Here is a 20,995-nt window from a genome sequence, read left to right as displayed (position 1 = left end):
CGACCGTCTCCCGTAGCGGTGGCAATCGGTGACATGCTCACATCTCCATGTCGCCGAGGTCAGGCCCCGTCATCGGCGGCAGCTCTTGCTCGCGCAGACCATCCTCGAGCATCAGCTTACGCGCTGCTGCATCGCTGGGTCCTCCACTCTTGGGGCTATCCGGCTTACCCTCGTGCGGCGGCTTCGCTTCCGGCGTTCCGGCCCAAGCAGTGCCCTTGGGAGTGGCCGACTGATCCGGCATCGCGGCAGCCTCGCCGGTCGGGAGGAGCGGGCGGGTGGAGGGTCCAGCCTTTCTCGGCCTTGCTTCAGTTCGGGTGTTCGAACTCTCCCGCTTGGCGTTGCCCACCTTCTCTTTCCCCGATCGAGCGGCCCGTTCCTGCTCCTTCGGCGTCTTGCCGAGCGTGCTTTCAACTGGCCGCTGCAAATCCTTTACGGCCGCGTCAGGCTTCTGTTTCGGCTCGGATTGCAGCCTCTGGTCGAGGGCCAGCTCTCCCTGCTTGGGCACGACCGGCTTGCCCGCCCCATCGTCGTTAGACGAGGGATGCTCATTGCCCGTTGATGCTGTCGACTGCCGCGCCTGCTGTGCCGGCGGCTGAGGCTCGGTAACCGGTGCCTTGGGGCCATCCTTCACCCGGGCGATGAATGTCTCTGCTCGCTTGGGCCGATCGACCGGGGTGAGCCTGACGGGCGCGGCAGGGAAACCATCGGGGAACTTGATGTACCCGGACAGCCGCGGCAGGTTCATCAACTGGTCGGGCAGCAGCAGCGGCTCGATGTGCTTGCGCGGGGTGAGGCTCACAGCATCACGGGCATTGTTGTAGCCGTAGGTGTAGCCCTCCTCCATGTCGCGCACCTGGCGATGGCCAATGAAGTCGGAGCACCAGGTTGCCGTTTCCCGGTCAGCGGTCCCGAGGATCAGTTTCGTCCGGGCCAGCGATGACAGGGTCATCGCCATGTTCTCGCCGTAGACTTCCTTGAGCTTGGCGTAGGCATGGATGCCGAGGACAATGGCGCCGCCGAAATTGCGCGCTGTCTGCAATCCTTTCTCGAGGGCTGGCAGGCGATGCAATGCCCCTAATTCATCGACGAAGAACCAGCACTTCAGATCGCGCGTGCGTGGGCCAGTCATGAGCGTATTCATCGCTGTATCGAGCCAGAGCGTGAGCAGCTGCGCGCAAACGCTCATGTCGACGTAGCGGGCGGATATGAACAGGATGGAGCCCTGGTCCTGGACTCCATCTGCGCCCTCTTCGATCCACTTTCGGACCGAGAAGCGAGGCGCGGTAGTCGGCAACAACTTGAGCGCCTTGGCATTGACGTTGAACACCGCCCGGATCGATTCCGCCATGCGGGCGGCTTCCGGTGCGGTCAGCGGATCGGCGATGGTGCCGCGCATCATGGCATGAACGCGCGACAGATCCGCGGTCATGAGCTCGCGGGCAAGAGCTTCGTTACTCGCCCTGCCATCGGCCACGAGTTTGAGGCAGAATTCGACGAACAAGGCACGGGCGGCGATCACCCAGAACTGTGCTTCACCGCCCCCGTCATGGGGTACCAGGGCATCTGCAGCTGCCCAGAACTCTCCCTCAGTGCGGCATTCGTCGAACAGGCTCCACTGGGGGCAGCGCGCATCGAGCGGGTTCAGGATGATGTCGCAGTGGGCCGTATGGAAATGTTCGATAAAGGCACCGGTCAAATCGAAGACGATGCAGCGCTGGCCCTTGGCTCTTGCCTCCGCAATCATGTCCGAGATCGCCACGGTCTTGCCCATGCCGGTGGTGCCAATGAGCATCGCATGGCTCTGCTCGAGCCGCCATGGGTACGTAACCGTGGCAATATGTGCTGGCCGATAGGGAAAGACCCGGGCGATCTCTCGCGGCAGGCTGAGCCGCCACTTCCAGCCCAGCGCAGAATCGAGTTCACGGGTGCGCTCGCGCCGGTTGTGGGTGGTCAGTTCATCGACGAGCTCGGAGAGCGTGACAAGCATCGCGCCGCGCTCGTGCTTGCGCTCCTTGGAGCGGCCACCGAACCGCTCGGCGAACCAGTAGAAGACCGCAAAGGCTGGTACGAGCAGGAACCCGGAACGCCACAAGGCACTGCTCAGAAGAGCCGTGAGTTTCTCCCACGCATGGACGACCGGCGGATAATGATCGAGCTGCGCAATCGGAAACTGAATGGTCGCGCCGAATGCTGTCTCCAGCGTGATGCGCTTGGCAGGATCGAACTCCATGAAACCGTAGATGGCAGCATAGATCCGCATCCAAACCAGGTAGACTTCGTGATCGGTGAGCCCTGCTGAAATGGTCCACCACGATGTCCATGAGATCACGAGCGCGGCGACAATCAGGGGGCCCTTGAGACCCGCCGCGAACATGAAGCTGAAATGGCCGAGCAGCTGGCTGCCGCGCGTGAAGTTGACGAGGTTACGCTTCATCGGAACCTCCCTCGCCGGCGGACGTGGAGAGACCGAGCTCCTTGCACTTGCGCGCATAGGCCTGATGAGCCCGACCGCGCAGAGCGTGATCGGGATGCCCTGCCAGCAGCGCATCAACCCCGACCATGAGGAATACCGAGCGGCGCGAGATGCGCTCGATGGAAGTGTCGAGGCGCGAGGCAAGATCGTCCTCTGCGCAGGCATTGGCAAGCAAGGCACGAACCCATTCGCTCATGCTGATCCCCTTGGCCTTGGCGGCCTTGCGGATCAGCGAGCTGAGCTCGCTGGAGATGTAAACCTGGAGACAGATTGGCCGTGTCATGCACGGACTCCTTATGGTCAGGAGCCCGGTTCACACTGCGAAAGGCAAGCGCGACACTAAGTCAGATTTAAGAACATGTCAAGAACATAGCAACCTGGCTGGATCCCGCCATTCTCGGTCTGGCTTTGGTCAAATCCACGTACATTCCCTCGCCCACGTCATTTTTGACGGAGAAGCTGCCATCTCAGAGAAAGGCACCTATGCATCTGTATTTTCGTCATTTCCTCCCCCCCTTTTCCTGCGACCCGTCGCGTAGGGTGTGCTCCCCTGTCCCCAGCTTCAAAGGTGCGTTCCAGTGCCTTGCCCTGAACAGGATCGGCGGTCTTGAAGTTCCCATCTGGTGGAGCAAGGACAGTGCCGCTGGAGCGCGGTTTCTGCTATAGGCCAAGCGTGAACGCCCCGGGCATAAGAGCATCGTGGGCACCCCCATCCGGGAGCATGGCGATGACGAACGTGACGCTGAGCGCGACGCGCAAGGGCAACGGTTTCCAGGCGACGGTGACCTATTCGAACGGCGTTTCGATCAGCTCGGCAGAGGCCTTCCCGACGAAAGCGGAGGCGATTTCCGCAGCGGCCATGAAGGTGCTCGACATGCCCGACCGCCTTGAGGAGTTCGACGCCCCAAGCGTCGACGACTGACGCCGTTTGGCGCGCTCGACCAGCATCATCCGGGTCACCAAGAATCGGGAGCCGAGCAAAAAGAAAGGAGGAAGCCCTGAACGGACTTCCTCCTTACGGCGGTTTCAGAACTCATCGTTGAGCTTACCCGGCACGGTGTCGATGACCCTGTCCAACATGGCCTTGGGCAGCGCCCCGTAATCGCCCTCGTCGACCGCGATATAGCCAGCCTCATCGTCGGTCAGAACAAATTGCGTGAAGTAGCTGTGAAAGGACCTGGCGTGCGCCTTGTCGAGCGCGGCAACGAATGCCGCCTGGTCTGCCTGGAACGTGCCCTGCGCGATATTCGATGAAGCGTACATGATCTTTCCTCCTGATGTTCGATGCGTCGCATCAGGAGCTGCGAGAGGCGGGTGACGGGCCGGGTCAGGGACCGCGGAACGCGGCCGCGAAGCGGCGATGGGGGAAACGATTTTTTCCGGGCTTGCCCGGCAAAAATGGTGGGGCCCCATCGTCCTTGACGCGGCCCCAAAGCCCGCATCACACTTGGTCTTTCTGCGAGAGAGACCTCTCCAACGCTTGGTGGAAGCGCCGCCATTCGCGCCAAAAACCGTTTTCCTACATGCGGGTGAGCTGCCATTATCGCTTGCGGAGGGGACCAACGGCCAGCGAAAGGAACATCACATGGCCAGGTCCAAACCGAGCGCACGAAACGCGCTCAAAAAGCTGCGCGAGCAGCGCGACGAACTCGATGCCCAGGAAGCCAGGCTCCGCGACGAAGCGGCCGGCGAATTGGGCAAGGTTCTCGTCGAATGCGGCGCCGAGACGATCGAACCGGCAGAGCTTAAGCAGCTTATCCGCGCATCGCTCGCAATCGGGATCGCGGACGCTCTCAAGCGGCTCTCCCCCGCCTGAACACTCTCTGGCGGTGGGCGCGGGCTCGATGCCCCGCCCCGCCGCCCACGCCGGGAAGCAAAAGAAAAGGCCCCGACGGCGCGTGCCACCGGGGCCTTTTCATAGGGGACGGTCGCTCAGTCCTCGTCGATGTCGGGCGCACCGTCGTTGCTCGATGTGCGACCCTTGGTGAGGAAGTCCACCTTGTCGGCGATGATCTCGCAGCCGTAGCGCTTGGTGCCGCTCTGATCTTCCCACTGCGTGTAGTGGATGCGCCCTTCGACCGTCACGAGCTGGCCCTTGGTGCAGTACTTGGCGACGTTCTCGCCGAGGCCGTTGAAGCAGGTGACGCGGTGGAATTCGCTTTCCTTGGCGGTGTAGCCGTTTTCGTCCTTGTAGGTCTTGCCGTCCTTGCGGGCGGGCCGGTCGGTGACGACCGAGATCGAGGTGATGCTGGTTCCACCTTGCGTGGTGCGGGTTTCGGGGTCGCGAGCGATGCGGCCGACGAGGATAACGAGATTGGTCATGGGTCTTCTCCTGATCGAGCATCCGGGTCCATCCCGGCTGCAAACCCGAGCAGAAGCGGCCCACGGCGAAGCGCACCGGAGGGGAACCCGGAACTGGTTCGGGTGGTGCGGGCAGCCGGGCGTAGCCCGGCAACTCGGCCGGACCCGATCCGGGTTGCGCGTCTCGACGGGGGTTGCTTCAGGGACAGGTTTGCATGGAAGCCGGGTTGCGCCCGATGCCTTGAGCAGATGTGCCCTGCCCTCGTTCGTGTTCCGATCGGCCGGGTCGCACTGCTCCAGCGAATCCACCAGGGGGTCAGCCTCAGATTTCGAGACGGACCGCCCCGCCCGCTGCTGGCAAGCCCCCGGCCGACAGCGCAGCGCCAGGAGCAGCATGGTCTTTCGCCGCCGCAACGGCCTCGTCCAGACGGTGCCCTCGCAGCATCCAAGCCTGCGGCGTAATGAGGCGTGCCCAATCGGCAAAGGAGGGGATCGAGCCCAGGTCCTCGCGGACGTGCTGCTCGCCCACAAGGCGCACCGGAACGGGTCGCCCATCGGCATTGACGATGGCCGCACCGAACAGCGTTTCGAGCATGAATATACCCTCGGCATGGTGCCGCAGCGCGCGATGCCGGGGATCCGCCAGGATCGCCTTTGACTGGTCGAACCATTGATGGAGCGGGAGATAGTCCTCGACCACTCCGCCCCATTTCCGGACCGAAGAGAGGGCGCGAAAATAGCAATGCGCCATCGCCTCCTCCTCACAGCTCGTCGTAATGGTCATCGTAGGCGGTGTAGCGAAGCTTGCAGTCGAGCATGAAACTGCCCTGCGCCACGTCGATTTCGAGTGCGCCGCCCGCACCGTCATTGTTTTCCCAGCCGGGATGGTGGAGTTCGAGCGCGGCATAGGTGAGCTCTTCGAGCGCGCTGCGCAGTGATGTTTCTCGGGCCGTATCGTCGCCTTCAAGCAAAACCACCGCCTCCTCGGGGAGTTCGGATTCCTGGTTTTCGGCATCATAAGAGAAGATGCGTTCGACTGCGCCACTGTCGCCGTAGCCGTCGAAGGCGATTTCGACCGAGGTAATGCCAAGCTCGCGCAAAGGCGCGAGCACGGCGTGCTTCAGCCGATCGATTTTGGTGGTGACGCGCACACGGCTTTCGGCGCGGGCCCGCTCGAAATCAGCCAGCGCCTGGGACATATCGACCATGGGAAGTTCCTCCAGTGATGGGGTCGGACGGACCATCCGCCTGCCTCCATCCACGCAGGCGCACGCCTCTCCTCTGTCCCGGCAACGCCAGCGCCAATCCGGCGCTGGCGCAAAGGCCGATCGGCCATCAACCGGGCGAAGGGAGATGCGCCTTGGGGCTGGTGCCGAGCGGACCGCGGCGATCGACGACCGTGATCCGCCGGGCCTTGGCCTCGATCACCAGGCGTTCGAGGACGCCATTGCCAGGGAAGGCAACGACATAGCGCGGGTCGAGCGAGAGCATCCGCTCGTTGCGCTTAAAGCCGGCACGGGCTCCGAGCCGCATGTCGAGTGAGAAGCTGATTTGCGGGACGCTGCGCCGTTCGGCCCACGACGATGCCAGGCGGTCGACGCCCTTGGTATCGCCACCGTGGACGAGAACCATGTCGTGAACCCGGTCATGCACCTTGTCCAGGGTCGCCCAGACATTGTTGGCAAATGTGAGTGCGTCCTGCTCGCTGGGATGGCGCGTGCGGCCACCGGCAAAGATAACAGGCGTGCCTTCGGGCATTGCGGCGCGGCGTTTGGCTTCGGAACGGGCACGGACGAAGTCACGGCCTTCGACGAGCGCGGAAGTGAGCATAACGCTGTGATTGAAGCGCGAACTCGATACGGGTTTCCAGGACGAGCCGAATTCGTTGAGATAGAGAGTGGCCGCCACTTCGCGCATTTCCTCAAGGGCGAGCATGGCCCCTTCGGCGCATTGCGCACGCTCGACCTGGGTCTCGAGTTCGTGCGTGTGAATCTCGGATCCATCGGCTGTGGCAATGAGCGCGCGGACTTCGTCGGTTGCGCGGTCCACGGTAGCCGATTTGCGGGTCGCGGAACGGTGGAAGATGTTGACGAAGGCCCAGCCGAGGTCCTCGGCGTCGGCCTCGAGCGCAGTCCCGGAAACCATGGCAAAAAGATCGGACCAGATCGCTTCAAGGGTCTGGACGACAGCTTCGCGAACCGGGAAATCGTTGGTGGAAACGGGGGCAGGTCCGATCGAGAAGCCGGAAAGATCGAGCCCGGCGAGTTGGTCGGTAAATGATGCGTGCATGGGTGTTGTCCTCCTGACTGGCGTGAGGCTGACGCACCCGCTCATGGCTGCGCCGGCGAGAGCCCGTCAGGGCCAGCTTGAGGCAGGATCCGCACCCGACAGGGGAAACCCGCTTGGGCAGGCTGGCGCGGGCAGGCCCATGGCCCAAAGGGCCGGGCCAACACGGGCCTGCGCAAGCCGGGTTGCGGAGACTGACGGCTGGCCCAGGGCCTCTCTCGCATGGCTACAGGCCATGGGCGTCGAGACAGGTTCGCCAGAAGGGACAAAGCCAGCGAGCTCAGCACGACCTGCGACTTTCGCGCTCAGCTTACCCGCTTTGCATAGACGCCCTCACCGTTCGACATGTGCCCGAGGCAATCATAATCGCCGAACAGGGCGTCGAAGCGGGCGGCGATCTGGGACAGCCAGCGCTGCGCCCGGGGAGACCTGGCCGTGCGCCAATCGGCGTCCCAATAGGCGCCATCGTCTCGTTCGGCGATCCACACCGCGACGAGGCCACCGTATACGGACACTCCGAAATCGGCATAGGCATTGCGCATGAGAACGCGGTCCTCACGGCCTCGCCAGCCGTCGTGTGCGACCAAGGAAGGAAAGGCTTTGCCTGCCCGCTCGCGCAGGTCCTCGCGAAGCCACTCATATTCGAATTCCCAGTCGTCATCGTTCTCGACATTGAGCACCGTGAATGCGACGATTGCCCCGCTGGGATAGCTGACCGATCGGCCCATGACATCCTCCTTCAGGCGGCAAGCGCGGCGTCGCGAGACGCTTCGTCGCTGTCATCGGCAGTGATCCGCCCACCGAGCTTGAGCAGAAGGCTTGAAGCTTCCTCGGCTTTGGCGGCGGCGGTGAGGATGGCGCGATCATCTTGTTTAAGGAGCGTGAGCCAGTGCTCGATGTAGCTCGCGTGGCTATCGAGATGGGCAACCGGAAGACCAAGCTCGGCCCCGATCATGGCGCTCGATAGCTCAGCCACATATCCTGACAGTCCAGCCCTAATGTGACTTCCACCGCAAATTTTCGGGGCGCGGATCATGCGGCCATCTCCTCAGGCTGGGGCTGCTGGGCGTGCATCCAGTCGGCGGCCGCCTGCGCCTTGCTGGCGGCGGTGAAGATGGCACGAGGGTCGTCTTTGAGTGCGCGCAACCACGATGCTACGTAGGCGGCATGATCGGCCCGCGGATGGTGAGCGATCCCGAGGTCGGCGAGCACGAACGATGCGGTCAGTTCAGCGCAAATTTCCTCGATCGCCAAGCTGTCGCGCTTGAAACGTTCGGCAAAGTTGCGGTCGAGCCGGTGCTTTGCCCCTGTGGCGTGGGCCGCCTCATGCAAAAGCGTGCCCATCTGTGCTGATGCATCCCGAAACGAGGCAAAGGTCGGCATGAAGATGTGATCGAGGTCGATCCGGTAGTGCGCATCGTAGGCGCCCTCGGTGACCGGGATCTTGAGGGCCGCGACGAAAGCTTCGGCGTGCCCGAACCGCTCGCCCTCGGGTAGAACTGCGACAGGTGAGGGTTCATAGCCCTCGACCTGGGCGAGGTTGAACACGGTGAAGGCCCGCGCGAACATGCGGCCGGGTCCGGCTTCGCCATCGTCATGATCATCATCGGTGCGCGATGCGGCCTGTTTCCAGAACACAACCGTCGTTCCGCGTTCACCTTTGCGGACCTGTGCGCCAAGCGATGCCCACTGGCGATAGGTCCCCCAAAGACCGCTGGAATAGGCAGCCGCTTCGGCTGCGATCCAGAGCGCGAGCACGTTGACGCCGCGATAGCGGCGGCGGGAGGTGACGTTCTGCGGCCTGGTGGTGGCAGCGCCATCATGGTGCCAGGGCATACGCCAATCGCCGGCACCGGCTTCGATGGCACATACAATCTCGGTAGTAATGCGCGAATAGACGTCGGCTCGCGGCGTAGCAGGGTAGGATCGGGACATGGCAGGTCTCCACGACGGGCGGAGGGAAACTGTCTTCCGCTCCTTCAATCCGTCACCCGCAAACCCGCCTCCTCTTCCTCTCCCGCCATACCGTTATGCGGTGTGGCGGTACCCGGTGCGATCTGTTCAAGAACACGCTGGATTCTGGCCACCTCGGCCTGAAGCGTCACCCGCTGCGGCTCTGGAAGCCGCTTCTCGCGCAACAACAACCGTGCCTCATCAGCACCGCGCTGCCATGCCGGGCGATGCCGTTCGGCGATGCAGGCATTGGGGCAGCGGACCGGTTCGCACATGGAGATCATTGGCCCGCTTGCGCCTGGCTCCGAACTCCGGTTCAGGCACAGGGCAGTTGCCGGATCAAAGAAGCAATCGGCCAGCGGGCCGACATGCAATGTCCGCGCGAGACTGCCCAGCATGGTGCGCAGACGTGGACGGTCGGCAATCATGGCAGGTAGCGGCGCCAACTCGTGGGCGGCAGTATCAAGCACAACTCCGACCCTGTTCGCGGCAGGTCCGCCAAGGCGTGCGCCACTTTGCCGCTCGTCGAAGTAGACAAGGATATCGTCGATCTGCCCGAGCGCACGCTGGGCTTCGATCTCTCCCCGAAATCCGGACCGGCTGCTGCCAGCATAGCCTTCGAAAGCCGCAACGCTGGCATGCTTGTACTGGATCATGCCGGCAATTGTTCCGAAGGGCCGGTTGGCGATGTGCCAGGCGATTGTGCGGCGAAACTGACGCGTTGTCAGACGCCATGGTCGGCCGTCGGGTCCGGCAGGAATGACGGGTGCCTGCGCGGATCCGAATTGGTCATTGAGGTGATCGCGGAACCGGTTGAGTTGCCGGACTATCTCTGCAGAGACGTGCGTCTTGGTATTGGCCCGGAGCGTGAGGACTGGCCACAGGGTCGTTGTTCCGCGCGCTTGCCCTGCACGCGCGGAAAGGCGTTCGAGGACATCGATGGCTTCAGCGACTGGCGCGATGGTAACCCACTCGGTCTCCTCGCCGCCGCCGCGCTTGCCCTTGTAAGCAGTGGACTTGATACGATGCCGCAAGATCGTACCGTCTTCGGCTTTGGTAATAGACAGGCATCCCTGCCTCATGGCTTGGATCTCGCTGTCCCGCATGCCTGAGAGAAAGGCACATACGATATAGGCTGCGGACTGCAGCATGACTTCCTCGAGGGGCAAAACCTTGGCATCGAAGCGGGTGCGCCAAGGCAGGCCAGTATCGGGATCGGCAGAAATGGGCGTATCCATGCCGCCGATCTCGGTGCCGAGTTCTGCGATGGCAGCGGCGATGAGGTCTGGTGCACCGGTGGCGAGGCCAAGGTGCATGGCAGGTTCGGCCTGCGCGTTGATACCGGCATGGAGGTGGATCAGGTGGTAGTTGATCGGCGGCGTGACGGCGCCGGTTTGCGGGTCTGTTCGCGTTGCGCCGTTATGTGCCGTGGTCCAGATCGGAATGCCGCGCCCATGCTGCCGCAAGGATGCAACATAGTCGAGAAGGCGTTCGCGTTGCCGTAACCGACGAACAGCGGGATCCAGACCTTCCCCAGCGGCAATCAGACGGTTGCGCGTTGCTTCAAGGCGATCGAGTTCCGCCCGTGCGGCAAGGATATCGCCTGCGTGGCAGGTCACGTAGCGCAACGACCAGGAGAGCAGCGGCGTCATGATCGATTCGGGAATGCGCGGCGTCCGGTTCTCCCCTGCAATATGCTTTGCGCCCGCCACGGAAAACGGACTTCGTCCCGGCCACGGTTCGAAGGACAGGTGCGCAGTCGGCAGATGATGCTGCAACTCGTGCAGGTCAAAGACGATCCGCAGCAGCGCTGCCGCTACAACTGGGCGCAGCCCGGCAAGGCGCAAAGATCCGGCGTAGCGATCGACCAGAGCCTGATCGACCCGGCCGAGATCGAAACGCCCCAGCTGAGCCTTCACGAAGTCGAAAAAGCGCAAGGTCCGGTTGGCCTCGCCGCGCACCCCGGCCGGCTCAAGCCGCGAACGGTGACCGGGGAGATCGACATTGAGCCGCGCATGGAGAATCTGGCGCAGGGCATCAGCAATAGATGGGTCTTCAATACCGCCGAAATGTACCGTGACATGGCAGCGCCGCGCGTTGTCGCGAAATACGCCGGGAGCCAGATCCCACACCGGATCGCCGTATCGTGAAATATGCGCGCGATCGCAGCCGGGGCGCAAAGGCGCGGACATAAGCACAGGGAGGGCATCGCGCTCATCGTCGCTCTCCGCCAGAAGCTGGACAACGGTCATACCCGTGCCTCTGGCGGCAGATAGACCGTGGGAGGGTCGTTCGCGACTTGCGCACGGGCCCTTGCCACGACGCCTTCGGCGAAGGCAGGCAGGATCTGCTGAACGATGCGATCATGGGCATGACCAAACTTGGCGGTCCAATCAGCGGCACTCAGGCCGATCCGCTGAGCGTCGACGAAGGAGAGAAAGGCGAGAATGGCAGGCAGCTTGCGCGCGGTAATGACCGCGTTGCGGCAATCGAGGCAGGCCCAGAACGGTGTTGGGCATGGCGTGCCGACGGATGCGAAGGGACTGGAATAGAAGTTGCCACAGCTTGCAAGCCAGACGTCTTGTTCGCCATCGAGCAGTGCGGTTGAAATGCCCCCATCATCGGGATCAGGGCTTGCCAACTTGCCGCGCAGCCGGTCCTCGTCTTGAGGAGGCAGGATCATTGGACCAGCGAGCGCCTCTTCGAGGGCATCTGCCACGGTTTGCTCGTGCAGCGGTCTGAGGGAGGGAATATCGGCGTAGTGCCGTGCCGCGATATCGACGGTATGACCTACGGCGAAGCGGGCCATGTGGCCTTCGGTCTTCAGATACCACAAGGCCTTGTGCGTCTTGCGCAGATACGAAAGACACAGATGGAGCGGTTTACCCTGATCATCGGTAATACAATGGCGCTGCGTCCAGGCACTGACCTTCAAGCGCAGTTGACGAATACCTGCGGTGATCTCGCCCGGCTGAAAATAGACCCAAAGGTTATCGCTAAAGTTATGGACCCTGGCCTTGGACGATAGGGCGATGATGCGTCGGATCAGACCGCCAGGGGTGGATGAGCCGCGATCACGCACCCGGATTGTCTTGTGCTCGGCACCGTGTGCCCGCAGCTTGGTGTAGGCGATATCGACGGTACCACCTGCGGCATTGCGCAGACAATCGAGGGTGAGCGACTTGCAGCACTCCAGCTCAAGCCCTGTCTCGAGTAAGAGCAGAACAAGAAGCGGGACGATATCGTCGGCAGTAAGATAGTGGGCTGCGTGGAGGCTCAGGTTAAGCCTGTCACTGGTGAGATCGCGCTTTTTGCGCAGCTTGTACAGGCTCTGAAACGTGGGATCACGGTAGCCCAGAACACCGTATGTCTCGATGGCAGCATGGGCTTTGCAATATGCGCCATCGATCTGCGCCACCTCATCGATCTGTGGCCCCGATCGCAAGCGGGCCTCGATCGCAGCAATATCCGCGCGTGCCGCATCGCGCAGCTGGCGGGCTACATACGGACTGTAGGCATCGCGTGGACGGGAACGAACGTGTGCGTGTGAGCTGACGTAGCGCAGTCGTTCCCGCAAGCCGCAATCGACAAGCTCAGGGCTGTCGTCCGCGATGCGACGTAGGACGGAAACGACCTTGGCGACATAGGTTTGTCCATGCACGCGAGACTTGCCCTGCGCGCTGAGCCATGTCTCAAATCCATCGATGTGATGGGCGCGAAGGTCAGCAGGGCCGTTGATCCGGTCGCCTGTCCCGGCCAGGTAGGCAAAGAAGCTTGGCAGCTGGTTGGCGTATGTCTTGAGGGAGGAACGTACCATGATGGGGCCGCGCGGTGCGGCCAGCTTGAACAGGCTCCGGGCAAAAGCGAGCGCCAGGCCGCGCGGCCGCAAGCCCGTGAAATCGACGAGCAGCTCGCCGCCATATAAGGGATGAATCATGAAGCGCAGCGTGCTGATCTGCGACCATGGATCGGCTTGGGGCGCAGCCGCCTCGGTCTCGAAGCTGACCTTGCGTCCTTTGCGTGGAGCAGCGCTCATGATCGAAGATAGCCTGGTACGAGTGCCAACAGCTCTTCGACTGCCGCATCGACGGTATCGGCACGCGTGGCGAGGTGATCCAGATAAATAGAGGTCGTCGCGAGGCTCGAATGGCCAAGCAATCGCTGGACCTGTTGAAGCGGATCGCCGACCAGCTGGCGATAACCTTCCATGGCGCCCACTGGTGCCGCTGCGTCGGCGAGGCGGCGCTGGATCAGCATGGCCAGCATGTGGACTGCAAAGGAATGCCGGAGTTGATGGGGGCTAAGCCGGACCGGGATGCCTGCGTCCGTGCAACGGCGGCTTGCCCGTGCGAAGATCGCTTCCCACGAGTTGGGCAACACAGGATGGCCCACCTCGGTCAGCCAGAGGACCGCGGCTTCGCGCGGCGTTCCATCGTCAGCGCAAATAACAAGCCTTGCGCGTTCATCCGGTGTGACGACCTCCATGTCCATCGTGCCACCGCCAACGAGAGGCAATGCGCGCTGCCCGAATGAGGGGCTGTGGATGAAGATCGGGCGGTCGATGGCTTCCCAGCCACGGCGCTGTGCGAACTTGGCGACGGCCGCCGCTCGCTCAACGGCGATGTAGGCGTCAAACACCGGCAACAAACGGCGCGGTAGCAGCATGCTTCGCCCCCTGTCACCCTTGGTAAGTGCCGCCGGAAGCTCGACCCGCCGCTGACGTTCCGAGCGGGCGTCGCAAACCGGAATCTCAGCTGCGAGCAAGTGGGATGCCTCTTCCAGGCGCAGGCCGGTGGTGACCAGCAGATCGGCGAACAGCGCGTTGCGCGCGCCATTGCGGTCACGCGCTCCAGGACGCTCGGTCCCTTCAACGGTCAGGCCGCGCAAACCAACTTCCCGGAAGGCGCGGTAATCGGTGAGATCGATGAAACGGACGTCGGAACGACGGGCTGCGCGCTCATAGGCGTCATTGCGGCCCGTGACTGCCGCCCGGCGCCCATCGTGCGATCGTCGCCAGACCTGACGATGCGTAAAAGGTGTACGCTCGATCAGACCCTCCCGTTCGGCCCATCGATAAAGCTTGTCGAGCGAGGCAATCGCCCGGTTCCACGTCGATGCCGAAATCCGGAACTCAGCATCGCTGCGCCGCCGGGCACGATGATAGGCACCGACATCATTGGCATCGGCTTGCCAAACAGACTTGCCACGGGCCGAAGCGAGAAAGCGAACCCAGACCAGAACATCATAGCCATGGGCGCGCAACGAGTGTCGCGAACGCGAACCGTTCAGCGGCAAATCGAGGAAGTAGCGCTCAAGGTGGAGATCATAGATCGCACCATCACGCAGGATTACCGGGATGTAGGAGTCCAGGCCATCCGCCGTCCGGCGCTCCTGAATGACGATCGACGCACCTGAAGTATCCACAGCTTGTCAGTCCCTCCCCCAGACCCCCTCCCAACTCCAGATCGCACACGTTGCGCGCCTGCGGGACGGTGGTCATCAGGCCGGATTACGCCAGCTTATGGATAGCGCTTCATCCGGCCTGATGCCCCCCTGCGTTGCGCCAAAACATACCGTTCAAGTGTGCGTGAGGCACGGTGCAGACTGTCCAGATAAGGCGACGAGCTCCTCGGCGGCATAGGCGGCCGAGCCGAAACGGTTCTTGAGATCGCGGTCCAGGCGGCTGGCGTGGCCGGTCCAATGCGACAGCTCGTGCGCAAGGGTCGCATAATAGTGATCGAACCCGGAGAAGAGATGCGCGGGCGGCATCGTCACGCGATCGGCCACCGGCTCATAATAGGCTTCATCGCCCTGGTGACGCAGCACTGCCGGAATGCTCGCGAAGAAAGTGTCGAGTTCGGCCTGGCGGCCTTCCGGCTCTACAACCTCCAGCGTTGCGGCGGGATGGAACCGTTCGGGAAGACCATCGACCTGATCGGCGTTGAAGACCGGATAGGCCTTCAGCACGCGGCGATGTTCGTCGGCCCTTTCCCCGGTGTCGGGGGCTTCGACCTCCTTGGTGTAGCTCTTGTAGAAGATGGCGATGGTCGACTTTTCGCCCTTGCGCACCTGCGCCCCAAGCTCCTTTGCCTGGTTGTAGGTCATCCAGAACGGTGAGCCGTAGCCGCACATGTCGGCGACCATCCAGAGCCAGAACACATTCATGCCGCGGTATGGAACGCCGCAAGCCCGCAACGGCCGCGATACCGGCACGCCGCGCCACGGCTTGATCCACGGCTTGGTCCCGGCTTCGAGACGAGCGATGATTTCCTGGGTGATACGGGTAGCGGGCGACAATCCGCCGCTTTGTCCCTTGCGATAGGCCATGTTGGATCTCCTGATGCGGCCTGCCGACAGGCTCGTCGGTCAGTGCCGGAGATCCCGGAGCCCCCTCCGCTCTCTTCCCAGAAAGGAAGCGGCCCTCCGGCATGAGCCGAAGGACCGCTTCTCGTTGGCGATTGGCCTTACCTGTCAGGAGGAGGTCAGGCGGCCACCTCGCTCGGGGGCTGATGGTCGTCATTGGCAACGCAATCCGCGTCCGAATCCTGCGGTTCGTCCCCGGCGTCGCTTGCCGACTGACCAGCGAAGCGCATGACTTCGGGCACCCAGGCAAGTGCCCGTTCGCGCACTTCGACCTCGGTGATGTATGTGCCTGCGAAGACGCGCTCGGCGCTCATCGCGAGATCCCCCTTCTTGACCGATGCGAAGCGCGAGGAGAGCTCCAGGCCGCCAACGTCAGTGAGCGCATCGAGGATCACCTGCTTCGAGACCCGGTCGAAGTAGTTCGCCGCGGTCGGCCGCCACCATTGCGCCAAGTCGATGCCGATGAGGCTGCCGAGATGATCCTGGAACGCGATGTGACGTTCGCCCACCATATTGAGACTCGCTTCGAGCGTGCGCGCGACGACAAAGCCGAGCCAGGCTGCACGGCTTTCATCGGAAAGCGCCCGGAACATCTCGAAGCGCGTCGAGGCGTCCTCGCCAGATCGCCAGGTCTCATCGAGGCCGGACCGCAGGTCAGCGAGTGACGCACTGGCCGGTGCATCCTTCGCCTCGAACCCGATAATTGGTCCTGCAGGAACGCTGCCGCGAAGCGTCGTTGCAGCACGCGATCGCCAGTCGTGGGTATCGGCATCGGCGAGCGTGAAGACCATGATGTCGAGCGCAAGTCCGGGATCCGACGCAACGTGGAGCGCGAGAATGTCGCGCCGCTGCATGGCAAGCTCGTCGACCAGGCGCTTCGATAGCGCCGCGCGACGCTTGCCCTCGCTGCCATCACCCGGGACGACTTCGACGGCATCGTCGTCATCATCGACGTGAGCTTCGCGCTCACCGTAGAAGACCGGCTGGAGCACCGGCGTGCCATCCCGCGACAGCACCAGGATCATTCCGGCTTCAGCCTTGAGTTCGGGCGCGAGTTCCGGCGGCTTTGCTCTGATATCCTGGCATTCGCGCTCGATCGCCTCGATCGTCGCCTCGGCCGCAGCGACAGCTTCCTCGGCGCTGTCTTCATCTTCGAGAATGGCCGCATGCTCGTCATAAGAGGCATCGAGCTCATCAAGCCTTGCCAGTTCTGCTTCCGTCAGCGGGGCAGGCTCTGCGGGAAGTCGAACAAGGCCCTCGACGAGATCGTGGCTCGCGTAGGGATCGAGTGTTGGCTTGACCCAGGCAAGGCCCTGTTCGACTGCGAGCGCCTTCGCTCGTTTCTCCATCTCCGCAGCAGCGAGGTTCTCGAGAAGCGCGACATCGACCCAGGACTCGCTGTCGTCATCGTCGAACAATTCGCGTTCGATCCGGCCGCCGCCGGCGATGTAGGCGTCGCGTCCAACGAGCCGGGCCCGGGGATCGCTGCCCCGGACCGTGCCGGAAAGCACCATTCGCCGGATGCTGTCTGCGCTCGGCGCATAATAGGCCGAGGAGACCTGTTCGAAGACGCGGGCCTGGATTTCCTGGTCAGACGTGGCGCCGAACGCTTTGGCGAGGTCCAGTGTGATTTCGCCCGAGGCCAGCGCCTCGAACACGACCGGAGCAAGCGTCGCGAGACGCAAGCGGCCCTCGACGAAGCGGACAGTCAGCCCGAACCGGCGCGCAACCTGGTCAGTCGATGTGCCAGCGTCGATCAGGGCAGCGAAGGCCTGCGCTTCGTCAGCAGGATTCATGGCCAAACGATGGAAGTTTTCGGCGAGGCTGGTCTCGACTGCAGCGTCGGCGCTGTCTTCGAGCACCAAGCAAGTCACCTCGTGATCCTTGGGCAGGATCTTGTCATCGGCCAGGGCGAGCATGGCGCGGCGGCGTCGCTCGCCGGCTTCGACCTCGAACTTGCCGCGTGATGCAGGACGGACGATGAGATTCTGCAACAGCCCGTGGGCAGCGATGCTCGCCTTTAATTCGGCATCGGCGGCTGGATCACCGTGACGACGCACATTGCGGGGTGACTGAACCAACTTGTTCAGCGGGAGCGATTTTATCATGGGACATACTCCTGACTGTGAGCCCGAGACGTCGACCATCGACACTCAATGGCTCAATCAGAAGCCAGCCCCCTCCCCTCTCTTGTGCCTGCAGGCGGGCTTAGAGATGCCTTCATGCCGTAACTCGATGAACTGCGCCCGTTTAGCTGGCCGCTTGACATTTGTTGGGGGTGACTTGTGCGGAACCATTGAAATGTTCCCGATTTGATCTACATGTTGTTCAGGGGATCTCAACCGGGGGTAGTCAGCTTGAGTATCGCGGACACGTTCAAGCAGTTTCTCAGCAATCTTGCAGTCGATAATGCCCAGACGATCTCGGATCGGTACGGGGAGATCACCTGCGCGCTCAACAAAAATTTCCGCGACACTGAATCCAAGACCGCGAACACACTGCAAGTCGGCTCCTATGGGCGACACACCGCCATTAACCTCTCTTATTCACGACGCTCGGTTTCGGGTCCGCTCTGGGCATTTGCTGCGGCTGGCTGTATTGCGCGGACGACCGGCATCGCTGGCGTTTGTTTCACCGCATTCGGATTGATGGGCTTTTCGGGTTGAAGGGCTGGGCTCGGAGTTCTGCGGCGCTGCCGCATGGGCTACGTCGGCGCAGGCTTCAGCCGGAGAACGAGGGCGCGGAACAGGTCGGCATCCGGACAGGCGGAAGCGAAGGCAATGCGGATGCGGCTAGCACTTTCTACGACGCGCGCAGCGACCTTGAGCAGCCGCAGGCGCAAGGTGGTAAACTCCGCGCTTGCCAGAGCAGCGGTCCTGGGCATCGCCTGCTGGATGCGCCATAGCAGCCAGTATGCGGCAGTGTGCAGTATCAGGCGCATCTGATTGGCATTGGCCGAGCGGCACGAGGTTCGGTCGCTGGCGAGCTGGGACTTGTGGCGCTTGATCAGGTTCTCGGCCTGACCACGCGCGCAGTAGAGCGTGTCGTAGATGTGCTCGGCCGATCCTGTTGCCAACGAGGTGACGACATAGCGGATGTCCATGCCCAGCGTGCTGGCCTCGATCCGTGCAACGACGCGACGCTGGCACTTCCAGGTCTTTGCCCCATAGCGGGTCTCGGCATAGTTGCGCAGGACGGGACACTGACGCTGGGCGCGCTTGACCGCGCAGGCATCGGCGACCGCAACAATGGCGGGATCGGCGCGCAGCGCTGAATTGGTGGGCAGGCCGAACACGTAATCGACGCGGGCCGCATCGCAGTAGGCCATGACCTCGGGTCGACCATAGTGCCCGTCGCCGCGGATAGTGATGTGGGTATCGGGCCAATTACGGCGCAGGTGACGCACCAGGCGTCGGATGTGCCCCGCCGCCTCCTTTCCAGAAGGCGTCTTGCCTGTGCGCAGCAGCATGGCCACCGGCCTGCCGGTCGCGGTGTCGTAGATATGGATCGGTAGGAAGCAGCGCTCCCCATGATGCCCGTTCCAGAACGAGAGCTGTTGATAGCCATGCACGACGTCGCACGTGTCGTCGATATCCAGCGTGACCGCTGTCGGAGGGGCGGGATAGCTGGCGCAGTAGATGTCGATCATCGCGGCCATCATGCTGGCCAGTTCGCGCGTAGTCGGTGCATTTTCCCACCGGCTCATCGTCGGTTGGCTGGCCAGCCCCGCGCCCGATTCCGGCAGCTTGCCGAGCGCCAGGCGGAAGCCTGGATCGTCGCGCAGAGCATCGAGATCATCGGCATCCTCATAGCCGCACGCAATCGCGAACACACGGGCACGCAGAATGTCATCCAGGCGATGGATCACCCGCGCTGGATCGCGCGGATCGGCAATACAAGCCGCCAGGCGCTGGCAAATCCCCATCGCGCGCTCGGCCTGTGCAAGCAGTAGAACACCGCCATCCGAGGTAAGCCGGCCACCGTCGAACGCAGCTGTGATTTTCTTGCGGCCGACTGCTGGGAATCCAAATGAGCTTGCGATATCATCGTTCATGGCGGGTGTGGCCCGTGGCATTTTCTGCCCTGCGGCAGGTTCGGCTTAGACACCCAGTTCCTAATTCAGATCAGAGGCTTACGCCACTCCCGCCAACCCTTCAGGACACTTTTGGTGAATAAGGCGGGTTAGCCTGAGATTTATCCAGTTGCTGTCCGGCTTCCAGTTATAGTCGAACGCGAAATTCTCTGACGTGATGCTCGATGTACCCAAGCGCTTCCAAGGCGAGCCATTCTCATCCAGCAGACCAGTCCGAGTGTCACTCACATGCTCATAATCGAGCCAGGTGCCAACGTAGCTGAGCTGAACGACATGGCCGTCCCCCAGCGTCCAACGCGCTTTGATGAGCGCGGATTCCTGAAGCTGACTCGCATATTTGATGCGGCTGATCGTCTCCAGCCCATCAGCACCCGTAAAAGTGAAATTGGCCAGCCCATCATCACCTTTGGTGCCGACGTCGTAATCGCCAATGTCGCGCCGTGAGTAAGCAGCCATTAGCTCGATGTTATCGGTCAACCTGCCGGCGATCGCGGCGCTTCCAAGAAAATTGACTCCATTGCCTTCCCCGCCAAGGCCAGTCGTAGCGCGCAGTCTCGCGCCAATGCGATCGCTCTCGCCGTTTAGAATATCTTCTGGTCCAATAGTCTTGAAATCGACGCTACCCGCTATCGCACCCATCCCGTAAACATTGCTTCGCGGTCCTCGCTCTATAGCGACGGCTGTCAGTAATTCAGGATCGACATACATCTGCCCGTTTCGACCCTGGTGGCCGTTCTGGACGAAGTTCTGGCGCATACCGTCGATCATCATGTTGACGCGGCCGAAGTCCTGCATGCCCCGGATATTGACCGAGAGCCCCGGATTGAGCCGGTTGACCGCGCTGGTAACGCCGGGAACTTCCGCGATCAGATCGGCAGCGTGGCGTGCGGGCGTGCGGTCCATTTCCTCGCGCGTGACGACGCTAACTGCGCGTGGGGCCGCGAAAATCTCGTCCGCGCCGCCCGCCGCACCACCGGTGCCGACGCTCCCGTCACGACCGAACCCGCCATTGCCACCGGATTGCTGGCCTTCCACACGCAACGAGCCCAGATTGACGGTACTTCGCGTATCCCCGGAGGCTTGCGCCGTCTGGGGTGCTGGTTGGAGCGTGACGAACCCGTTATTGAGTCTCCAAGTCAGGCCAGTTCCTGCCAACAAGCGGTTCAAGGCTTGGTCGCTCGACATGCGGCCCGACACACCCGGCGACGCGCGGTCGCGGATCTCGTCCGCGTCCACGTTTACCTGCATCCCTGACTGGCGCCCGAAATCGGCCAATGCTTCGCTCAACGTCCGCGCGGGTATGTTGAAATCATGTGTAGCAGCCTCGCCGCCAGTCTGGGCCTGCGCTGCATGCGGGGCCATAATGCCCACCGCCGCAACCGATGCCAGCAACGATATCGCCAGCATCCGGCCCTGTGTTTTATCTGAATTTGAAACCCCCGAACGCACTATGAGCCACCCTTTCATTCCTTAGCGGCGGCATCTCATGCAACTGATACTCAATTGCAGACGCCCCTACTATAAAG

The 20,995-nt window shown here is 62.5% G+C and carries 20 protein-coding genes; 3 read left to right on the top strand and 17 right to left on the bottom strand.

Features of this window, described 5'->3' with window-relative positions; all coding sequences use genetic code 11:
• Positions 1–37: 37 nt before the first annotated feature.
• Entirely contained in the window at positions 38–2,434 is a 2,397-nt protein-coding gene (locus SAMIE_RS00945) for a type IV secretion system DNA-binding domain-containing protein (RefSeq protein ID WP_066703966.1), read from the bottom strand.
• Positions 2,424–2,756 carry a hypothetical protein gene (locus tag SAMIE_RS00940; RefSeq protein WP_020820071.1) on the bottom strand — a complete coding sequence of 111 codons (333 nt, stop codon included), beginning with the start codon at positions 2,754–2,756 and terminating at the stop codon, positions 2,424–2,426. The genes SAMIE_RS00945 and SAMIE_RS00940 overlap by 11 nt, the downstream gene beginning before the upstream one ends.
• A gap of 444 nt (positions 2,757–3,200) precedes the next feature.
• Here SAMIE_RS00940 and SAMIE_RS00935 point away from each other — a divergent pair, with 444 nt between their 5' ends.
• Entirely contained in the window at positions 3,201–3,395 is a 195-nt protein-coding gene (locus SAMIE_RS00935; protein ID WP_066703980.1) for a dsRNA-binding motif domain-containing protein, read from the top strand.
• Between the two features lie 104 nt (positions 3,396–3,499).
• Here the strand turns inward: SAMIE_RS00935 and SAMIE_RS00930 are convergent, their stop codons facing one another.
• A complete protein-coding gene (locus SAMIE_RS00930) occupies positions 3,500–3,736 on the bottom strand; it encodes a hypothetical protein (protein ID WP_066703963.1) in 237 nt (78 codons plus the stop codon).
• A gap of 322 nt (positions 3,737–4,058) precedes the next feature.
• Between SAMIE_RS00930 and SAMIE_RS23545 the strand changes: the two genes are divergently transcribed.
• Positions 4,059–4,289, top strand: a complete 231-nt coding sequence (locus SAMIE_RS23545; RefSeq protein ID WP_174522262.1) for a DUF6437 family protein — start codon at positions 4,059–4,061, stop codon at positions 4,287–4,289.
• Between the two features lie 116 nt (positions 4,290–4,405).
• Here the strand turns inward: SAMIE_RS23545 and SAMIE_RS00920 are convergent, their stop codons facing one another.
• From SAMIE_RS00920 to SAMIE_RS00865, 12 genes are all read right to left on the bottom strand, one after another.
• Positions 4,406–4,795 (bottom strand): single-stranded DNA-binding protein, encoded by a 390-nt coding sequence (locus SAMIE_RS00920; RefSeq protein ID WP_066703960.1) that lies wholly within the window; start codon positions 4,793–4,795, stop codon positions 4,406–4,408.
• Between the two features lie 301 nt (positions 4,796–5,096).
• Positions 5,097–5,525, bottom strand: a complete 429-nt coding sequence (locus SAMIE_RS00915; protein ID WP_066703952.1) for a DUF6915 family protein — start codon at positions 5,523–5,525, stop codon at positions 5,097–5,099.
• 10 nt (positions 5,526–5,535) lie between these two features.
• Positions 5,536–5,982, bottom strand: coding sequence for a DUF6878 family protein (locus SAMIE_RS00910; RefSeq protein ID WP_066703950.1), 447 nt, complete (start codon positions 5,980–5,982; stop codon positions 5,536–5,538).
• A 127-nt stretch (positions 5,983–6,109) separates the two neighbouring features.
• Positions 6,110–7,063 (bottom strand): DUF2493 domain-containing protein, encoded by a 954-nt coding sequence (locus tag SAMIE_RS00905; protein ID WP_066703948.1) that lies wholly within the window; start codon positions 7,061–7,063, stop codon positions 6,110–6,112.
• A 302-nt stretch (positions 7,064–7,365) separates the two neighbouring features.
• The gene (locus SAMIE_RS00900; protein WP_066703946.1) at positions 7,366–7,788 is read right to left on the bottom strand and encodes a hypothetical protein; all 423 of its coding nucleotides are present in this window, start codon (positions 7,786–7,788) and stop codon (positions 7,366–7,368) included.
• A gap of 11 nt (positions 7,789–7,799) precedes the next feature.
• Entirely contained in the window at positions 7,800–8,096 is a 297-nt protein-coding gene (locus SAMIE_RS00895; RefSeq protein ID WP_126516694.1) for a zincin-like metallopeptidase domain-containing protein, read from the bottom strand.
• Entirely contained in the window at positions 8,093–8,995 is a 903-nt protein-coding gene (locus SAMIE_RS00890) for an ArdC family protein (RefSeq protein WP_030538914.1), read from the bottom strand. Before SAMIE_RS00890 ends, SAMIE_RS00895 begins: the two co-directional genes overlap by 4 nt.
• 44 nt (positions 8,996–9,039) lie before the next feature.
• A complete protein-coding gene (locus SAMIE_RS00885) occupies positions 9,040–11,265 on the bottom strand; it encodes a site-specific integrase (protein ID WP_030538913.1) in 2,226 nt (741 codons plus the stop codon).
• A complete protein-coding gene (locus tag SAMIE_RS00880; RefSeq protein ID WP_030538912.1) occupies positions 11,262–13,049 on the bottom strand; it encodes a hypothetical protein in 1,788 nt (595 codons plus the stop codon). Before SAMIE_RS00880 ends, SAMIE_RS00885 begins: the two co-directional genes overlap by 4 nt.
• A complete protein-coding gene (locus SAMIE_RS00875) occupies positions 13,046–14,437 on the bottom strand; it encodes a tyrosine-type recombinase/integrase (protein WP_030538911.1) in 1,392 nt (463 codons plus the stop codon). The genes SAMIE_RS00880 and SAMIE_RS00875 overlap by 4 nt, the downstream gene beginning before the upstream one ends.
• 153 nt (positions 14,438–14,590) lie before the next feature.
• Positions 14,591–15,340 (bottom strand): ArdC family protein, encoded by a 750-nt coding sequence (locus SAMIE_RS00870; protein WP_126516693.1) that lies wholly within the window; start codon positions 15,338–15,340, stop codon positions 14,591–14,593.
• Between the two features lie 155 nt (positions 15,341–15,495).
• Complete coding sequence (locus SAMIE_RS00865) at positions 15,496–17,484, bottom strand: ParB/RepB/Spo0J family partition protein (RefSeq protein ID WP_066704312.1); 1,989 nt, start codon at positions 17,482–17,484, stop codon at positions 15,496–15,498.
• A 249-nt stretch (positions 17,485–17,733) separates the two neighbouring features.
• Here SAMIE_RS00865 and SAMIE_RS23225 point away from each other — a divergent pair, with 249 nt between their 5' ends.
• Complete coding sequence (locus tag SAMIE_RS23225) at positions 17,734–18,042, top strand: SMODS domain-containing nucleotidyltransferase (RefSeq protein WP_162849011.1); 309 nt, start codon at positions 17,734–17,736, stop codon at positions 18,040–18,042.
• 38 nt (positions 18,043–18,080) lie between these two features.
• Here SAMIE_RS23225 and SAMIE_RS00850 read toward each other — a convergent pair whose 3' ends face one another.
• Both SAMIE_RS00850 and SAMIE_RS00845 read right to left on the bottom strand, forming a co-directional pair.
• Positions 18,081–19,430, bottom strand: a complete 1,350-nt coding sequence (locus tag SAMIE_RS00850) for an IS1380-like element ISSp1 family transposase (RefSeq protein ID WP_013039775.1) — start codon at positions 19,428–19,430, stop codon at positions 18,081–18,083.
• Positions 19,431–19,508: 78 nt separating this feature from the next.
• Positions 19,509–20,936, bottom strand: coding sequence for a TonB-dependent receptor (locus SAMIE_RS00845; protein ID WP_126516692.1), 1,428 nt, complete (start codon positions 20,934–20,936; stop codon positions 19,509–19,511).
• Between the last annotated feature and the right edge of the window lie 59 nt (positions 20,937–20,995).

The sequence above is a fragment of the Sphingobium amiense genome, assembly GCF_003967075.1.
Lineage (GTDB): Bacteria > Pseudomonadota > Alphaproteobacteria > Sphingomonadales > Sphingomonadaceae > Sphingobium > Sphingobium amiense.
This window is presented reverse-complemented; position numbering and strand designations above follow the sequence as displayed.